A 16,134-nucleotide genomic window follows, 5' to 3' on the forward strand; every position below is an offset into this window, starting at 1 on the left:
CGCTGTATTACATATGACTTTGTCGATAGAAAATTAAAGGAATTTGTCTTAAAAGTCAAGAAATTTACATTATAGCTGTTCAGGGTGAGAGGAAGTGAGCGCATGAAGCAGACGAAACAAAAGGTAATTGATGCGGCAATTTCATTGTTTAATACGAAAGGGTATGATGGAACGTCGGTGCGAGATATTGCAAAGCGGGCGGATGTGAATGTGGCTAATATTTCATATTATTTTGCTGGAAAGCAAGGTTTATTAGAACAGCTTATAACTGATTTTTTAGAAGGATATATCGGGGTAATTGAGAGGTCATTTGAACAGAGAGAGTACTTACCAGCTAGAGAAGTGATGAATCAAATTGTACGAGGCATTTTACGTTATCAATTTGAGCATAGGGAACTTACGCGATTTTTTTACCGAGAGCTTTCGCTTGATACAACGCTAATTCGAGAAGTGATGACGATTTATTTTTCTAAAGAAAGATATTATATAGAGAAAATCATTCAGCAGGGACAAATGCAGGAAGAGTTTCAGAAGGTGTCTTTTACAATGTTTATGACACAATTAAAGGGCATGATAAACATGCCGTATTTATATCCGCAATACATATCGGAGGTTTTGCATTCGTTTCCATCAGAAACATTCTTTTTGGAAATGTATACGAAAGAAGTGGAGCAATGGATGGAACAAATATTATGTGGAACACATATGTATTATTCTCTGCCGCGAGCGGTTCATTTATAAAATACCCCCGCCATTATTGTAGGTGGGGGTATTTTTTACAGAATTTGTGAGCGGGAAAGCCCACGTGCTTTAGCCGTGGGGGTGGTCAAGAAGGAATTTCCGTTTGTATACGCTCTTGTTTTCGTTGCCAGACGTTGTTACATAGTAAAGCGATAATGGTAATTACTGCTCCAATTACTTCAATTTTTGCAACTTGATAGCCTCGGAAAATGGAACCTGTAAGTGCGAGCACAGGAACTAAGTTCATAAATAAGATGCCGTTAATAGATGAAATAAGACGATTCCCTGTGTTCCAGCAAAAGACAGCGACAACACCGGCGATAATAGACATATAAAATAGTTCAAATCGCACTGTAGCAATCGTATGGAACGTAGGGATAGAAATGAATTTCAAATAGGTTAGTACAGTAACAGTACAAATTAACGAAATCGATCCGAATGCACATGTGAGTGTTGTGTAACGAAGCGGTGACCAAGTTTGAAAATGAGAGCCACCGTTTGTGTAAATAACCCAGCAAATAACACCAGAGAGCATGAACATATTCGTTGAGACATTACTTGCTGCTCCAAATAACAGATGAATATTGCCTTTGGAAATAACAAGGAGTACACCGATAAGTGCACAAAACATACAAAGGAATGTATAGTTTTGTGGTTTTTTATTTTGTGAGAGCCATTGTAATAGTAAAGCAAGTAGTGGCATAAGAGATTGAATCATGGCTGCGTGAATCGCACCAGAGGCTCCTGCTAATTGCTGTCCATAGAAAACAAGAAATCCATATCCGGCAAAACCGACTGTACCATAGAAGAGTAAATAGAAAGTTTGTTTTTCTAAGTGAAAAGCACTTTTCCCTTCGATCATAAAGAGAAGAATAATAAAAATAATAGCTGCTGATCCGTAACGAAAAGTAGTGAAAAAGAATGGATCTATAAATTGTAGGGCGCTGGACATAACTGGAAACATAAATCCCCAAGCTGTTACAGCAAGTAGACATAAAAGAGAGCCAAATAGCATTTGTTTTTTCTTCAAGAGTATCTTTCTCCTTCTTCTTTCGATATAGTAAGTTCATAAAAATAAGCATGAGATGAGTATAGCGCTCACTTTCGATGTACAGGAAATATTGAATTGTTATAACGGTTATAACTTTTTGTTAGAGGTGTATATGAGATGGATTTAGAAGCAGTACAATCGTTTATTGAGGTGAAACAGGCGAAGAGTTTATCGAAAGCGAGTAAACGTCTGCATATTTCACAGCCAGCTCTCAGTAAACAAATTCAAAGACTAGAGATGGATTTAGAAGTGAAGTTATTAAAAAGGTCTGCACAAGGAGTGGAGTTAACAGAGGCTGGGGAACTATTTATAAAACGTATTGAGCCTATTATAGATCAAATTAATGAAATGAAAGGAGAGTTAAAAGAGCATCGAGAAAAGAAGAAAATTTCAATTGGGGTATTGCCAAGTTTAGCTGCTCATTACATATCAAAATGCAAAGATTCATTAGAAGCATACGAAGTAGAATGGCAAATTGAACATACAAAAATGTTAATAGAATTATTTCGTGAGCGAAAGATTGATGCGATGTTAATTGATTCGGAAGTGGAAGGGGCTAAGTTCATAAAAGAAGTAAAAAGGGAAAAGGTTGTTTGCGTTGTTTCTAATGAACATGTTTATAAAGATAAGCATGCGGTTCAACTAAGGAATTTACAGCATGAAAAACTGATCATTTATCCGGAGATTTGTGATATGAGAAAGATGGTTGTGACAACATTCAAGAGAATAGGTGTTAATCCTACTATCGCTGTAGAAACGTCTTACGCTGAACCGATGCTTGCTATGGTTCGAGCAGGTCTCGGTATTACGTTATTGCCGGAAAGTGCAGTAAAACAAACGGTGCAAGATGGGATTCGTGTTATACAGGTGGAACCACCATTAACGAGAGTGATTTATTTTGTATCACATAGGAAAGAGATGTCCTTATTACCTCTCCTCTAAAGGAAGTGAAGGTAGTTCAATCCAGGTATTACAATAAATGTATGAAAAAGAGATACAGAAATTTTTAGGAAGTAATATATAAAAGGAACAAAAGAAACATGAAATTTTAAAAAAACTAGGTCAAAAACATATCATTACATGGTATGATTAATACATTGTTAGTTGTTAAATATAAGGGGAAGAGTTCCCTTTTGTACATAATGCCTTCCATTTCATAAACGGAACGGACAAAAAAAGAGATATAAGTAGGAGGCTATTTTGCATGGATTCTATCCTGACGATCGTTATCATCGTAGTAAGCTCTATTTTGGTGCTGCTCATGATAGAGCTTGTGATAAGAAATCGTTTATATAAAGATATTGAAGCACTTGAGCAGTGGAAACAAGAGATAAAAGATAAGCCTGTTGCAGATGAATTGAAACGGGTTAAAGATTTAAATATGACTGGTCAAACAGAAGAATTGTTTGGAAAGTGGCGCGAAGATTGGGATGAAATTGTTACAACGATTTTGCCAAAAGCTGATAAAACATTAGAAAACGCTCAAAAGTCAGCCTCACAATTTTCCTTCCGAAAAGCAAAGCGTTTAATGAATGACTCCATTCGTGATTTAGATGAAGCGGATAACCGCATTACGGAGATGTTAAATGAACTGCAGCAATTGTTAGAGAGCTATGAGAAAAATAGTTCGGAAATTGAAGGTTTACGTGATACATATCGTAGTATGAAAAAGAGTGTACTCGCTCATCGTCACATGTTTGGACAATCTGAACAGAAAATTGAAGAGTTACTTGATAGCGAACAGGCGAAGTTTCAAGAGTTTGAGGAGACAACTGCAAACGGCGATTATTTAAAGGCGCGTGACATTGTAAAAAGCTTGGCAGATGGATTAGCGAATTTAGAGATTATCGTTCATGAAGTTCCTGATTTATTAGTCGAGTGTCAAGCGACATTACCAGTACAATTAAGTGATTTGTTACAAGGTCATGATGATATGAAACGACAAGGATATGTATTAAATCATTTAGAAATTCCTAAAGAAGTACGAGAGATGAACAAACAACTACAAACATGTTTGATTGATTTAGAAGAACTTCACATAACGGAAGTCACTGAGAAAATAGAAGGCATAAAAAAGCGTCTGGATACGTTGTATGATCAATTAGAACAAGAAGTGCATGCGAAGCATTATGTAGAGAAAAAGTCAGTTACTGTTTATGAAGATTTAGAGGAAATTCATGAAAAAGCAATTGAGACAAAATCCGAAACGCAATTTGTAAAACAAAGCTATCAGTTGCAAGATAAAGATATTGAGTCACAAAAGTTGATTGAAAAACAAATGCATATTTTAATGAAACGCTTTGAAGTGTTGCAATTACGTATTGCAGAGCAAGATATTGCTTTCTCTGTCATTCGTGAAGAACTGGAAGAGATTTATGAGCAATGTGAAACGTTAAAGGTACTTCATGTAGAATATACAGAAATGCTGCAAACGATGCGTAAAGAAGAGTTTGAAGCGCATGAGAAGTTGCAAGAAATGCGTCATATGATTGTAGAAGCAAAACGCTTTATGCAAAAGTCTAACTTACCAGGTCTTCCAGCAAGCATTATGGAAGATTTACAAAGAGGCCAAGAGGCAATGCAAGGTGTTTATGGACAATTAGAATTAAAACCGCTGAATATGCATGTTGTAAATGACATGTTAGAAGAAGCATATTCAACCGTAAATGGTGTATATGAAAAGACGCAGGAGTTAATTGAACAGGCGTATTTAGTTGAAAAGCTAATCCAATACGGTAATCGTTACCGCAGTCATGATACGGGTTTGGCAGAAAGCTTAGAGAATGCAGAAAGATTGTTCCGCGAATATGAATACGATGCAGCGTTAGAACAAGCAGCTTCTGTTTTAGAACAACTTGAACCTGGTGTAGTTCAAAAAATTGCCCAATTTGTAGATAACGAACAAACCCCTTGATGAAAAAGGGGTTTGTTTTTTTATGCTCGATTTGTGTAAATTCTCGGATGATGTTGCTATAATGAATAGCGGAATACAGCAGTGTTATTCGTTTTAAAATAAAGAAGCATACTTCTACATTTTAAAATGGAACCGCTCAGTATATTTAGCGTAATTACATGTATTTGTGATATGATTATATGATGTGACAGCGCTGAAAGGGGAAGAACGATGATCTATTTTGATAATAGTGCGACGACGAAACCATATCCAGAAGTCCTTCAGTCTTACGTAACGGTTGCAGGAAAATATTTTGGAAACCCTTCTTCTATTCATTCGCTCGGAGGAGAAGCAGAGCGTTTATTAACGCAATCGAGAACGATTGCGGCAGAGCTTCTTCATGTTAAGCCCTCTGAGATTATTTTCACATCAGGTGGGACGGAAGGTAATAACCTTGCGATTAAAGGAATAGCGATGAGGAATCGCTCTCGTGGCAAACATATTATTACAACAAATATTGAACACGCGTCTGTGTTTGAAGCATATAAACAATTAGAAGGTCTCGGTTTTGATGTAACATATTTACCTGTAAACGAGCACGGAGTTGTATCAGTAGAAAACGTAAAACGAGCGCTTCGTGAGGATACAATTCTTGTTTCCATGATCCATGTGAATAATGAAACAGGGGCGATTCAGCCTGTTTCTGAGGTTGGTGAATTACTAGCCAATTATCCAAAAGTAAGATTCCATGTGGACCATGTGCAAGGAATTGGAAAAGTCCCACTTCATTTACATGCTTCTTATATTGATCTTTGTTCGATATCTGGACATAAATTTCATAGTGTAAAAGGAACAGGGCTTCTATATGTACGTGACGGCGTAAGGTTAGATCCGATTTTATCAGGAGGTCAGCAGGAACTTCGCTATCGTTCAGGAACAGAGAATTTACCTGGTATTGTTGCGATGGTCAAGGCACTACGTATGACGATGGAACAGACCGGAGAAAAGCGAGTGCATTTACAGAAGTTACAAGCAGAACTCGTCCAGTTCTTCGAGGGAATGGAGGACGTAACAATTAATACGTCGCTTCCATATGCAGCGCCGCATATTTTAAATGTATCGTTCGTTGGTTTAAAACCAGAAGTAGTGGTTCATGCTCTAGAAGAACGTGACGTATATGTCTCAACAAAATCAGCTTGTTCCTCAAAAGCGAATGAAATAAGTCGTGTACTAATAGAGATGGGTATACCGCATGCTGCTGCAGCAAGTGCGATTCGTATTAGTTTAGCACCAGAGAATACGATGGAAGAAGTCATGCGATTTGAAGAAGTTATAAAAGAAACATTGCCAAAATTATATGAAGTGATGAGGTAAGGAAATATGATGAAATATGAGTACATTTTAGTTCGTTACGGTGAAATGACGACAAAAGGAAAAAATCGTTCGAAGTTTGTGAGTACGTTAAAAGATAACGTGAAATTTAAATTAAAGAAATTCCCAAATATTAAAATTGATGCAACACATGATCGCATGTACATTGAGTTAAATGGTGAAGACCATGAAGCGATTGCAGAGAGATTACAAGATGTATTTGGTATTCATAAATTTAACTTAGCAATGAAAGTACCATCAGAATTAGAAGAGATTAAAAAAGGTGCGTTAGCTGCTTTCTTACAAGTAAAAGGTGATGTAAAAACGTTTAAAATTACAGTACACCGCTCTGATAAACGCTTCCCGATGCAAACAATGGAATTGCTACCGGAGATCGGTGGTCATATTCTAGAAAATACAGAGGATATTACAGTAGATGTTCATAACCCTGATGTAAATGTTCGCGTAGAAATTCGCAGCGGTTACAGCTATATTATGTGTGATGAGCGTATGGGAGCTGGCGGATTACCAGTTGGCGTTGGTGGAAAAGTAATGGTACTTCTTTCTGGCGGTATCGATAGCCCAGTAGCTGCGTACTTAACAATGAAACGCGGTGTGTCAGTAGAGGCTGTTCACTTCCACAGTCCGCCGTTCACAAGTGAACGTGCGAAGCAAAAAGTAATTGACTTAGCACAAGAGTTAACGAAGTATTGCAAACGTGTAACGCTTCATCTTGTTCCATTTACAGAAGTGCAAAAAACAATTAATAAAGAAATTCCATCTAGCTACTCTATGACAGTTATGCGCCGTATGATGATGCGTATTACAGAACGCATTGCAGAAGAGCGTAATGCACTTGCGATTGCAACTGGTGAAAGCCTTGGACAAGTAGCAAGCCAAACGTTAGATAGCATGCATACGATTAATGAAGTTACAAACTATCCGATTATTCGTCCGCTTATTACGATGGATAAACTAGAAATTATTAAAATTTCTAATGAAATTGGAACATATGATATTTCAATCCGTCCGTATGAGGACTGCTGTACAGTATTTACACCAGCAAGTCCAGCGACAAAACCGAAGCGTGAAAAAGCGAATCGCTTTGAATCAAAATATGACTTCACACCACTCCTTGAATCCGCTGTTGCTGGTACAGAAACAATAGTATTACAAACAGTAGAAGTGGCTGAAGAAGAACAATTTGAAGATCTTTTCTAAAAGTGCTTGTTCAAAAAGGAGGATAAAGAGAGCCGAGCAGTTCGAGACGCGGAAGCCACGAGTACCGGACTGGCGCGCAACGAAGAAATGCGACAGCTATCTTTACCGAACTTTTTGAACATCCTTTTAAACCATAAATTACCATCTATAGATATGTATGAAGTCCTATGGTTTATCACACTCTATACTCACAAGGAGGTGATACCATATGGCAAGCACAAATAAATTAGCAGTTTCTGGTGCTCAAGCAGCATTAGATCAAATGAAATACGAAATCGCTCAAGAGTTCGGTGTTCAACTTGGAGCTGATTCAACATCTCGCGCTAACGGATCTGTTGGTGGCGAAATTACAAAACGTCTAGTTTCTCTAGCAGAACAACAATTAGGCGGAGGTTTCCACAAATAATTCCCATATATAATGGCTTAGAAGGAGCAGATTTTTCTGCTCCTTCTTTTTGTCGAAGTATGGCTGAAAAATTTGTCAAAAGAAGAGGGTTCAAAATTTACTGAAAATTCTTTATTATAGAAGGGAGGCATAGAAGACAGAGGAGGATGTTTATGAAAAGAGAAGAATTATTAGCGCCACCATCTTATAATTTAGTTGCAGAGATAGAAAAATATACGAATGACAATGAGAAACTTGCTTTAATTTGGCAAGATGATGAAGGGAATAGAAGAGAGGTTACATATTTTGAATTAATAAAAGGTGCAAATAAAATTGGAAACGCTTTTATAAAGAGCGGTTTGCAAAAAGGGGACAAGCTTCTCATTATGATGCCCCGTTTAATTGAAGCGTATATGACGTATATTGCTGCGATTAAAGCAGGATTTGTAGTGATTCCAAGTTCAGAAATGCTTCGCAAAAAAGATATTGAATATCGTATTCAGCATGGAGAAGTAAAGGCAATTGTTAGTTATGAGCCGTATATGAAGCAATTTGAAGGGGTAGACATGATGGAGTCCCTGCAAAAGTTCGTATTGAGCGAGCAATCAGTAGACGGTTGGATTAATTTACAAACGGCGTTAGAAACAGAAAGTGATGAATTGGAAATTGTAAAGACAGACCGAGAAGATATGGTCTTTTTATCCTATACATCTGGAACAACGGGAAATCCGAAGGGTGTGGTTCATACACATGCCTGGGGCTACGCGCACTTGCGTACAAGCGCTCCGAATTGGCTTGGAATAGAAGAGAATGATGTCGTATGGGCAACGGCTAGTCCAGGATGGCAAAAGTGGATTTGGAGCCCGTTTTTAGCAACGCTCGGTTCTGGAGCAACAGGATTTGTATATCACGGTAAATTTGAACCGAAAACATATTTACAGTTATTAGATCATAATAAAGTGAACGTACTTTGCTGTACACCGACAGAATATCGTTTAATGGCAAAAGTAGAGAATTTGCAGCAATATGAGCTAACGGCGTTGCATAGTGCTGTATCTGCTGGGGAACCGTTGAACCGAGAGGTAATAGAAACGTTTCAAAATCATTTTAATGTGACAGTTAGAGATGGCTATGGCCAAACAGAGAATACATTACTTGTTGGCGTAATGAAAGGCATGGAGATGAGACCAGGGTCTATGGGAAAACCAACGCCAGGTAATCATGTAGATATCGTAAATGAAGAAGGACAACCTGTATCCATAGGCGAGGTAGGAGATATTGCCGTTCATATTGAAACACCAGCGCTCTTTAAACAATATTATAAAGACGATGAGCGGACGGCGATGCAATTCCGTGGTGATTATTATATTACGGGTGATAAAGCGAAAAAGGATGAAGAAGGTTATTTTTGGTTCGAAGGGCGCGGTGACGATATTATCATTAGCTCTGGCTATACAATTGGACCATTTGAAGTCGAAGATGCGCTTGTGAAACACCCGTATGTAAGAGAATGTGCGGTTGTCGCAAGCCCGGATGAAATTCGCGGAAGTGTTGTGAAGGCATTTATTGTTTTAAGAGATAACATACAAGAAACGGAAGAAACATTGATTCCTATACTCCAAGAACATGTTAAAAAATTAACAGCACCATATAAATACCCTCGTAAAATTGAATTTTTAGACGAACTACCAAAAACGATTTCCGGAAAAATTAGACGTGTTGAACTTAGAAAGCAAGAAATGAAACTGGCATCAAAATAAGAAATGAAACATTTGCAAATGATGAATTAGAATGTTGCTTGTGTATGTTGTGTATGATAAAATGAATGAGAACAAATGTTCTCGTTCGAGTTGTATAATGACTACTCAAAATTTGAAAAAAAGAGGTGTCTTTTATGATTTTAGGTATTAACCCGTATTTAGTTTTGAATGGTAATGGACAAGAAGCAGTGAAGTTTTATGAACATGCGTTGGATGCAAAAGTTGAAGTCATTCAAACATTTGGAGAAATGCCTGAAAATCCAGAATTCACTGTCCCAGATGAAGTGAAAGACTACATTTTACATGCACATTTAAAAATCGGGAATACGGATCTTATGATTTCTGATACATTCCCAGGTCAACCGTATCAAATTGGATCACAGGTGACGGTAGTGGTTAGAGTAAGTGATGCTGAAAAGGCAAAAGAAGTATTTGGGAAATTACAAGATGGTGGAGAGGTTGTAATGCCGCTTCAAGAAACATTCTGGAGTCCAGCATATGGACAAGTAAAAGATAAATTTAATGTAGAGTGGCAAGTCTCAACAATCCCAGCTAACGAGCATTAATTTTTGGAGCAGCACCATGTTTGTAAATAAGTAGTTCCAATAACGTGGAGAAAATCCGAAAACACAGGTTAAATAACATATGTATTAGCAACATAAATAACAATATAATTAGCACACAAAAAAGGTTTGGGGTCAAAATTAAAGGAAACCCCAACCTTTTTAATTTTAATGTGTGATTTTCGAAAAAACTTCTGTAAATATAATAATCATCCAAGTTTATCGCTAACTTTTTTCTTTACTGCCATCCAAATTTCACTATATACATTTTCCGATGTACCATTGTACTTTGTAAAAGAAATTCCAGGTAGTTCTACTAGTTCATAATCCGAAGAAGGCAACCATTCAGAATAAATTTTTGCGGTAGTTTCTTGAAGTGTAGCAGGAAATGGTCCTTGATTAGGGAAAATTGCCCATAAACTTTCTTCAATAGTAATTTGCTCTAAATTATCAAATGGATTCTCTTTTGTAGTTGCGAAACCAATCATATGAGTTAAGTATCCTTTTTCTTCCAGGTATCCGTCATCAAAATCAAAAGAAACATTCAAGACTTGATGAGGATATAAATCAGCTAATTGATGCATTTCATTTCTTTGTTGTTCGGTAATGGACTGGGCTAGTTCTAAGATAGCTTTATTTTCACCCTCGAATTGAATTGGCACTCTTTTCGATACACCTACTATATTAAATTTCTCTTTCTTTTCAATTTTGAATTCCATAGATTTTCCTCCTTTTATATCTATATAGAATGAAAATTTGGGAAATGATTTTTGAAATTTGTTTTTAGTTACTTCTGAAGGTAAAAAACCACTCCATTCACGAAAGGCTCTTGAAAATCCTTCTATTGATTGATAGCCATATTTATAGGAAATATCTGTCACTTTTGCTCCGTTAATTAATTCAACATTCGCAACCGATAATCTCCTATTTTTGATATACTCAGTCAATGACATTCCAGCCATATACGAAAACATTCTTTTAAAATGATAATCAGATAGTCCTACAATTTTCGATATATCTTTTCCAGAGATTTCTTCCGTTAAATGTGTTTCGATGTAATCCATTAAATTATTGAATTCTTGTAACATTCATTTCCCTCCTTTACAAATACATATTATCGTGAAAATTTATGATTCACTCGATATTTTTTATACGGAATTTATCGGAACGAGTCTTCCGTAATTATTATAGTTACAATCCTGCTTCGTTAGTGTAAGTATGTCTTTTCGCAAACTTTGTATATATTTAATTAAAATGGTATCATCCTATAATTTTTCTCAAAATAGCCTCCAATTAATATTTGAATTAACATCCTTATTCGTACGATGACAACAGCGATTGCCACGACATTATTTTAGGTGCTGTTTATGCTATTTTAAACATAATTTCTTTATAAAAGTTGATGCACCAATGTAAAAAGCATACCAATTACTATGTTAATTCATATGCTATTTACAATGTTTCTCCACGAAAACGGAACTACTTAGTTTGTAGAGTGGTGCTTTTTTTCTTCGTTTCAATTTTGTAGACTAGAAAGAAAAAGGGGTGGGAAGATGGGAGAGATTTGGCACGGTGGGAATATTTATACGATGAGGAAAGAAAATGAAACAGTAGAAGCTGTTTATGTTAATAAGGGAAGGGTTATAGATTTAGGAAATAAACAGGAGTTAGAAAGTCGGTATCCAGTTGAAAAGTTACATGATTTAGAAGGAAAGGTGATGATTCCAGGGCTTGTAGATAGCCATATGCATCTTATTGGGCATGGAGAACGGTTACTTCGATTAGATTTGTCGGCATGTACATCTTATGAGGAAATGCTCCTGCTCGTTAGAGAGCGCGCAAATGAAGCGCCAAAGGGGACGTGGATTATAGGTGAAGGTTGGAACGAAAATCATTTCACAGATACAAAAAACGTCCATGTTCGTGATTTAGATGCGATTTCGAAAGAGCATCCTATTGTATTAAAGCGCGTTTGCCGCCATGTTACGTGGGTGAATTCTTATATACTTGAAAAAGCAAATATAACAGTTGAGACAAAAGAACCGAAAGGCGGCAAAATTGGCCGTGATGCATCAAATGAATTAACGGGTCTTTTATATGAACAAGCGCAAGAATTAATGAAGCATATTCAGCCTGAAATAGATGAAGCATATTTACGAAGATCACTCGAAACAGCTATTCGAGATTGTTGGAAGTACGGGTTAGTAGGTGGACATACAGAGGATTTAAATTATTACGGTGGTTTTCGAAAAACGTACAATGCGTTTTCATCCGTTATAAAAGAAATACCTTTTAAAGCACATTTACTCGTTCATCATGAAGTGGCAGATGAGCGAAAAGAATATGAAAATGAACATTATATTGAATTTGGAGCGATGAAGATTTTTTCAGACGGTTCTTTTGGTGGAAGAACAGCCTTATTAAGTGAACCATATGAAGATGAGAAGGAAACAAATGGTGTGGCGATTTTTTCGCGTGAAGAATTGGCTGAGCTCGTCAAAAAAGCACGTGACTTACATATGCCAGTTGCGATTCATACAATTGGTGATCTGTCTCTTGAATATGTAATTGCTGCACTGGAGCTATATCCTTCGGCAGAGGGACTACGTGATCGGATTATTCATTGCCAGCTTGCTCGTGAAGATTTAATTGAGCGAATGAAGTCTTTGCCAGTAATTCTTGATCTTCAGCCTGTATTTGTCTCGTCTGACTTTCCGTCAGTTGTTGAAAAGTTAGGTGAGCATCGCCTAAAGTATGCCTATGCTTGGAAGACGTTGCTCCGTGCAGGATTACATTGTGGTGGTGGATCAGATGCGCCAATTGAACAAGTGAATCCGTTTTTAGGAATCTATAGTGCCGTAACGCGGCGAAGTTTTATTGATGGAGTATGTTATATACCAGAAGAACGTTTATCGGTCTTTGAAGCTGTTTCGCTCTTTACAACTGGTAGTGCATATACAATTGGAAAAGAAAACGAACGTGGTAAAATCGCACGGGGATATGAAGCGGATTTCACCATAATGGACCGTGATGTATTTGAAATTGAAGTTGAAGACATAAAACATATACAAGTTACGGAAACGGTAATAGATGGTCAAATTGTGTATCAACAATAATAGTAGCTGTTTGACAATATATAACTCCAAATTAAAAAACGAACATCAAACCATTCTTTTCAGATGGATGAGAGGATCCGGCCATGGATAGAAGCGGTCAGTGCCTTTTTTAGCCCCATTCCATGTGAAAACAGAAGGAGAAAATGAGTGGAGGTCTCTGTCTGTTTTTCATAACCATCATGTATCTGTTAGAAAATCAAATTGGATTTATATATAAGATAAAAATGAGTGCTAGGGAATCTCCTAGCACTCATTTTTTCTTATAAAAACGTTCTTTGTACTTTCTCCCAGAACGAATTGTGTTTTAATTTTACTGTTTTAATTTGTTTATCACTTAAACGAACAACTGCTTTTTCAACTTGTTTAATGCTAAGCGCTTCGTTATCCATGCCGATAACAGGATAATCATTACCGTCTGGAGTAAGCTTTAATGTTAATGTACGTTCATGGTTTAAGATGAACGGTGATCCAAGTGTACGGTATGTGTTGTTATTTAAAGAAGCAAGTTCGCTTATTTGGAAGCATGGAATTAATGGATCAACAACTGCCCCATGTAACGATTTATTATAAGCTGTACTTCCAGTTGGTGTAGAGATGACTAAACCGTCTCCTCTGAATGTCTCGAAATATAAATCATCAACGTACACATCTACTACGAATGTTTTAATGATGCTAGAGCGTAAAGAAAACTCATTTAAACAATGGAAAGATGTGCCATGATCAACATCTATTTGAATTGTTGGATATTTGCGCACTTCAATTTCATTTTGTGTAATTTCTTGAAGGGCTGTATCGACATGGTCGATATGGAAATCACAGTAGAAAGAAATTTCATCTTTCGTAGAAATACCTGCATATAAGCAATCTTCTCTAAAGCCTGTTTTGCGAACAGCTTGTAAGAAGGTGCCGTCATCTCCGACACTGACGATAGCGTTTGCGTTTTTTGGATGATCTAATATGGTAAATCCCTTTTCCTCTAATGTACGATATATTGGTTTCATTTTTTCGACAAGAGCTGCTTTGTCATCACCATAAAAGAAAAATAAATTGCGACGATCTGTCATTGTGTACCCCTCCATTGAAGTTGAATTTAACGTTGTGCACCATAAGAAAAAGTTCTAATGATATGCTCAAATATTATATTTCGATATAAATTGTCAAAATCCTCCTTTATTTTTAGAAAAGTTTATATATTCAATTTTGTCTTGCTTGTTTAAGCCTGTTTGAACTTGTCGATAATGGATGTGGAGTGAAAGGATGGTACGAATGAAGTGGCTTGTAATTGGAATTGGAATTCTTCTCTTGTTCATTTTACTTATAATATTGTCGAAACTATCTCTGAAAGTGACGTTTTTATATTCAGAAGTGGAGAAACAATGTTTATTTCAAGTGAAAATATGGATGATTCACTATACATTCGATGTGTTGGAAAGAATTGAGAAACAGCAAAAAAAGACCGGTCAAAAAATTGAAAAGGCAGAGAAAGATGGCGGGATTGAAAATAAAATCATGGCGCAACTCGATAGTGCCGGTGAATTGATAAAAAAGCTGCAAGAAATGCATACTATTATTAAAGATTTTCTTAAAAAAGTGAAAATCAATAAGTGGAAATGGCATTCGCAAATTGGAATGGGCGATGCAGCTAGTACTGGAATTGTTACGGGATATGCATGGGGAGTCAAAGGTATGACTGCAGGTGTCTTGGGACAATATACACATGTTATTGATATACCAGAGTTTGAAATTACGCCTGTATTTCAAGGGAAGGGATTTGCGACGAAAGGTGAATTAACAGCATCCTTTCATATATATCGCGCCCTCGTAACAGGAGTGAAAATCCTCTCGTTTATGAGAAAACAAAGATCTGGTGTAGCAGAAAAATCTATCCAAGCATAGGGAGGATAAAATGGATCATCCAATTCAAGGTTTAATGACAACAGCAATGCAGCATTTAAAACAAATGACTGATGTAAATACAATTATCGGGGATCCAATTAAAGCAGCTGATGGAAGCGTCATTTTAACGGTTTCTAAAGTGAGTTTTGGATTTGCTGCTGGAGGGAGCGAATTTGGAAGAACAGAAAACGCCGGTCGTCATCCGTTTGGAGGCGGGAGCGGTGGTGGTGTTTCCATTAATCCAGTTGCCTTTCTCGTTATAAATGGACAAGGTATAAAAGTATTGCATTTAGATAAACAAACACATGTGATTGATAAAATCATTGAGCTAGCACCACAAGCTGTCGATAAAGTGAAGGAAATGATGGAGAAGCGAAAAGGCGGGGAGCCTGAGTTTGAAATATAACAGTGAAAAGAAGCTAATCGATCGGTTAGCTTCTTTATTTTTTATGTAAATAAAGTAATTTTATTTGCATTCTGAATAGGGACAAACTATCATTTACAGTGTACATATTTTGTTTAAATAAGGGAGGATTTTCAAGTGGCAAACGTAACTTTTAAAGGTAACCCAATTACTTTAGTTGGAACAGAAGTTAGAGTTGGCGATCAAGCGCCAAACTTCCAAGTGCTAGCAAACGACTTATCTCCAGTAAGTTTAGAAACATACAAAGGTGAAGTAAAATTAATCAGTGTTGTACCATCGATCGATACTGGTGTATGTGACGCTCAAACTCGTCGTTTCAACCAAGATGCAGCTGGTATTGAAAATGCAAAAGTATTAACAATTAGTGTTGATTTACCATTCGCTCAAAAACGTTGGTGTGCAGCAAACGGCTTAGAAAACGTAGCAACACTTTCTGACCACCGTGACCTTTCATTCGGTGAAGCTTACGGCGTAGTAATGAAAGAACTTCGTTTACTTGCACGTGCAGTATTCGTAGTAGATAGCAACGACAAAGTAGTTTACGTAGAATACGTAAGCGAGGGTACGAGCCATCCGAACTATGAAGCAGCATTAGAAGCAGCAAAAGCTGCTAAGTAATAAGATTGAAGGCGGCCTCTTTCTAAGAGGTCGCTTTTTCATATGTATTGTCGAACCGCCGATATCGTTGTTATTTTTGAAAAGGGAGCTCTAAA

General features: G+C 36.9%; 15 protein-coding genes. 12 read left to right on the top strand and 3 right to left on the bottom strand.

Features of this window, described 5'->3' with window-relative positions; all coding sequences use genetic code 11:
* Nucleotides 1-102 precede the first annotated feature (102 nt).
* A complete protein-coding gene (refZ, locus tag ACX5JI_RS00120) occupies nucleotides 103-741 on the top strand; it encodes a forespore capture DNA-binding protein RefZ (protein ID WP_459499096.1) in 639 nt (212 codons plus the stop codon).
* An 85-nt stretch (nucleotides 742-826) separates the two neighbouring features.
* On the opposite strand, the gene ACX5JI_RS00125 is transcribed toward refZ, so the two are convergent.
* Entirely contained in the window at nucleotides 827-1,771 is a 945-nt protein-coding gene (locus tag ACX5JI_RS00125; RefSeq protein WP_459499097.1) for a DMT family transporter, read from the bottom strand.
* A 138-nt stretch (nucleotides 1,772-1,909) separates the two neighbouring features.
* On the opposite strand from ACX5JI_RS00125, the gene ACX5JI_RS00130 reads away from it, so the two are divergent.
* From ACX5JI_RS00130 to ACX5JI_RS00160, 7 genes are all read left to right on the top strand, one after another.
* Nucleotides 1,910-2,734, top strand: coding sequence for a LysR family transcriptional regulator (locus tag ACX5JI_RS00130; protein ID WP_459499098.1), 825 nt, complete (start codon nucleotides 1,910-1,912; stop codon nucleotides 2,732-2,734).
* A gap of 262 nt (nucleotides 2,735-2,996) precedes the next feature.
* Nucleotides 2,997-4,706 carry a septation ring formation regulator EzrA gene (gene ezrA, locus ACX5JI_RS00135; protein WP_459499099.1) on the top strand — a complete coding sequence of 570 codons (1,710 nt, stop codon included), beginning with the start codon at nucleotides 2,997-2,999 and terminating at the stop codon, nucleotides 4,704-4,706.
* 210 nt (nucleotides 4,707-4,916) lie between these two features.
* Nucleotides 4,917-6,059: a cysteine desulfurase family protein gene (locus ACX5JI_RS00140; protein ID WP_459499100.1), complete on the top strand. Its 1,143-nt coding sequence runs from the start codon at nucleotides 4,917-4,919 to the stop codon at nucleotides 6,057-6,059.
* A 6-nt stretch (nucleotides 6,060-6,065) separates the two neighbouring features.
* On the top strand, nucleotides 6,066-7,277 hold the full coding sequence (gene thiI / locus ACX5JI_RS00145; RefSeq protein WP_459499101.1) for a tRNA uracil 4-sulfurtransferase ThiI: 1,212 nt from the start codon (nucleotides 6,066-6,068) through the stop codon (nucleotides 7,275-7,277).
* 208 nt (nucleotides 7,278-7,485) lie between these two features.
* Entirely contained in the window at nucleotides 7,486-7,683 is a 198-nt protein-coding gene (locus ACX5JI_RS00150) for an alpha/beta-type small acid-soluble spore protein (RefSeq protein ID WP_459499102.1), read from the top strand.
* 152 nt (nucleotides 7,684-7,835) lie between these two features.
* Nucleotides 7,836-9,422, top strand: a complete 1,587-nt coding sequence (gene mbcS / locus ACX5JI_RS00155; protein WP_459499103.1) for an acyl-CoA synthetase MbcS — start codon at nucleotides 7,836-7,838, stop codon at nucleotides 9,420-9,422.
* A 134-nt stretch (nucleotides 9,423-9,556) separates the two neighbouring features.
* A complete protein-coding gene (locus ACX5JI_RS00160) occupies nucleotides 9,557-9,988 on the top strand; it encodes a VOC family protein (RefSeq protein ID WP_459499104.1) in 432 nt (143 codons plus the stop codon).
* Between the two features lie 206 nt (nucleotides 9,989-10,194).
* Here the strand turns inward: ACX5JI_RS00160 and ACX5JI_RS00165 are convergent, their stop codons facing one another.
* Nucleotides 10,195-11,073, bottom strand: a complete 879-nt coding sequence (locus tag ACX5JI_RS00165; RefSeq protein WP_459499105.1) for an AraC family transcriptional regulator — start codon at nucleotides 11,071-11,073, stop codon at nucleotides 10,195-10,197.
* Nucleotides 11,074-11,538: 465 nt separating this feature from the next.
* Between ACX5JI_RS00165 and ACX5JI_RS00170 the strand changes: the two genes are divergently transcribed.
* Nucleotides 11,539-13,101: an amidohydrolase gene (locus ACX5JI_RS00170; RefSeq protein ID WP_459499106.1), complete on the top strand. Its 1,563-nt coding sequence runs from the start codon at nucleotides 11,539-11,541 to the stop codon at nucleotides 13,099-13,101.
* Nucleotides 13,102-13,361: 260 nt separating this feature from the next.
* Here ACX5JI_RS00170 and ACX5JI_RS00175 read toward each other — a convergent pair whose 3' ends face one another.
* Entirely contained in the window at nucleotides 13,362-14,165 is an 804-nt protein-coding gene (locus ACX5JI_RS00175) for an NAD kinase (RefSeq protein ID WP_459499107.1), read from the bottom strand.
* A 193-nt stretch (nucleotides 14,166-14,358) separates the two neighbouring features.
* Between ACX5JI_RS00175 and ACX5JI_RS00180 the strand changes: the two genes are divergently transcribed.
* The 3 genes from ACX5JI_RS00180 (at nucleotide 14,359) to tpx (ending at nucleotide 16,039) form a co-directional block, all read left to right on the top strand.
* A complete protein-coding gene (locus ACX5JI_RS00180; RefSeq protein ID WP_459499108.1) occupies nucleotides 14,359-14,997 on the top strand; it encodes a DUF2953 domain-containing protein in 639 nt (212 codons plus the stop codon).
* A gap of 10 nt (nucleotides 14,998-15,007) precedes the next feature.
* Nucleotides 15,008-15,403 (top strand): GerW family sporulation protein, encoded by a 396-nt coding sequence (gene ytfJ, locus ACX5JI_RS00185; protein ID WP_459499109.1) that lies wholly within the window; start codon nucleotides 15,008-15,010, stop codon nucleotides 15,401-15,403.
* Nucleotides 15,404-15,538: 135 nt separating this feature from the next.
* Nucleotides 15,539-16,039 (top strand): thiol peroxidase, encoded by a 501-nt coding sequence (gene tpx, locus ACX5JI_RS00190; protein ID WP_459499110.1) that lies wholly within the window; start codon nucleotides 15,539-15,541, stop codon nucleotides 16,037-16,039.
* Nucleotides 16,040-16,134 lie beyond the last annotated feature (95 nt).

This window comes from Bacillus sp. C1 (genome assembly GCF_054570475.1).

Excerpts from the sequence above, each read along its gene's own strand:
- ytfJ (WP_459499109.1), top strand. The coding sequence starts at position 15,008 with ATGGATCATCCAATTCAAGGTTTAATGACAACAGCAATGCAGCATTTA.
- ezrA (WP_459499099.1), top strand. The coding sequence starts at position 2,997 with ATGGATTCTATCCTGACGATCGTTATCATCGTAGTAAGCTCTATTTTG.
- ACX5JI_RS00180 (WP_459499108.1), top strand. The coding sequence starts at position 14,359 with ATGGTACGAATGAAGTGGCTTGTAATTGGAATTGGAATTCTTCTCTTG.
- thiI (WP_459499101.1), top strand. The coding sequence starts at position 6,066 with ATGATGAAATATGAGTACATTTTAGTTCGTTACGGTGAAATGACGACA.
- ACX5JI_RS00150 (WP_459499102.1), top strand. The coding sequence starts at position 7,486 with ATGGCAAGCACAAATAAATTAGCAGTTTCTGGTGCTCAAGCAGCATTA.
- ACX5JI_RS00175 (WP_459499107.1), bottom strand. The coding sequence starts at position 14,165 with ATGACAGATCGTCGCAATTTATTTTTCTTTTATGGTGATGACAAAGCA.
- mbcS (WP_459499103.1), top strand. The coding sequence starts at position 7,836 with ATGAAAAGAGAAGAATTATTAGCGCCACCATCTTATAATTTAGTTGCA.
- ACX5JI_RS00170 (WP_459499106.1), top strand. The coding sequence starts at position 11,539 with ATGGGAGAGATTTGGCACGGTGGGAATATTTATACGATGAGGAAAGAA.
- ACX5JI_RS00160 (WP_459499104.1), top strand. The coding sequence starts at position 9,557 with ATGATTTTAGGTATTAACCCGTATTTAGTTTTGAATGGTAATGGACAA.
- ACX5JI_RS00130 (WP_459499098.1), top strand. The coding sequence starts at position 1,910 with ATGGATTTAGAAGCAGTACAATCGTTTATTGAGGTGAAACAGGCGAAG.
- ACX5JI_RS00165 (WP_459499105.1), bottom strand. The coding sequence starts at position 11,073 with ATGTTACAAGAATTCAATAATTTAATGGATTACATCGAAACACATTTA.
- ACX5JI_RS00140 (WP_459499100.1), top strand. The coding sequence starts at position 4,917 with ATGATCTATTTTGATAATAGTGCGACGACGAAACCATATCCAGAAGTC.
- refZ (WP_459499096.1), top strand. The coding sequence starts at position 103 with ATGAAGCAGACGAAACAAAAGGTAATTGATGCGGCAATTTCATTGTTT.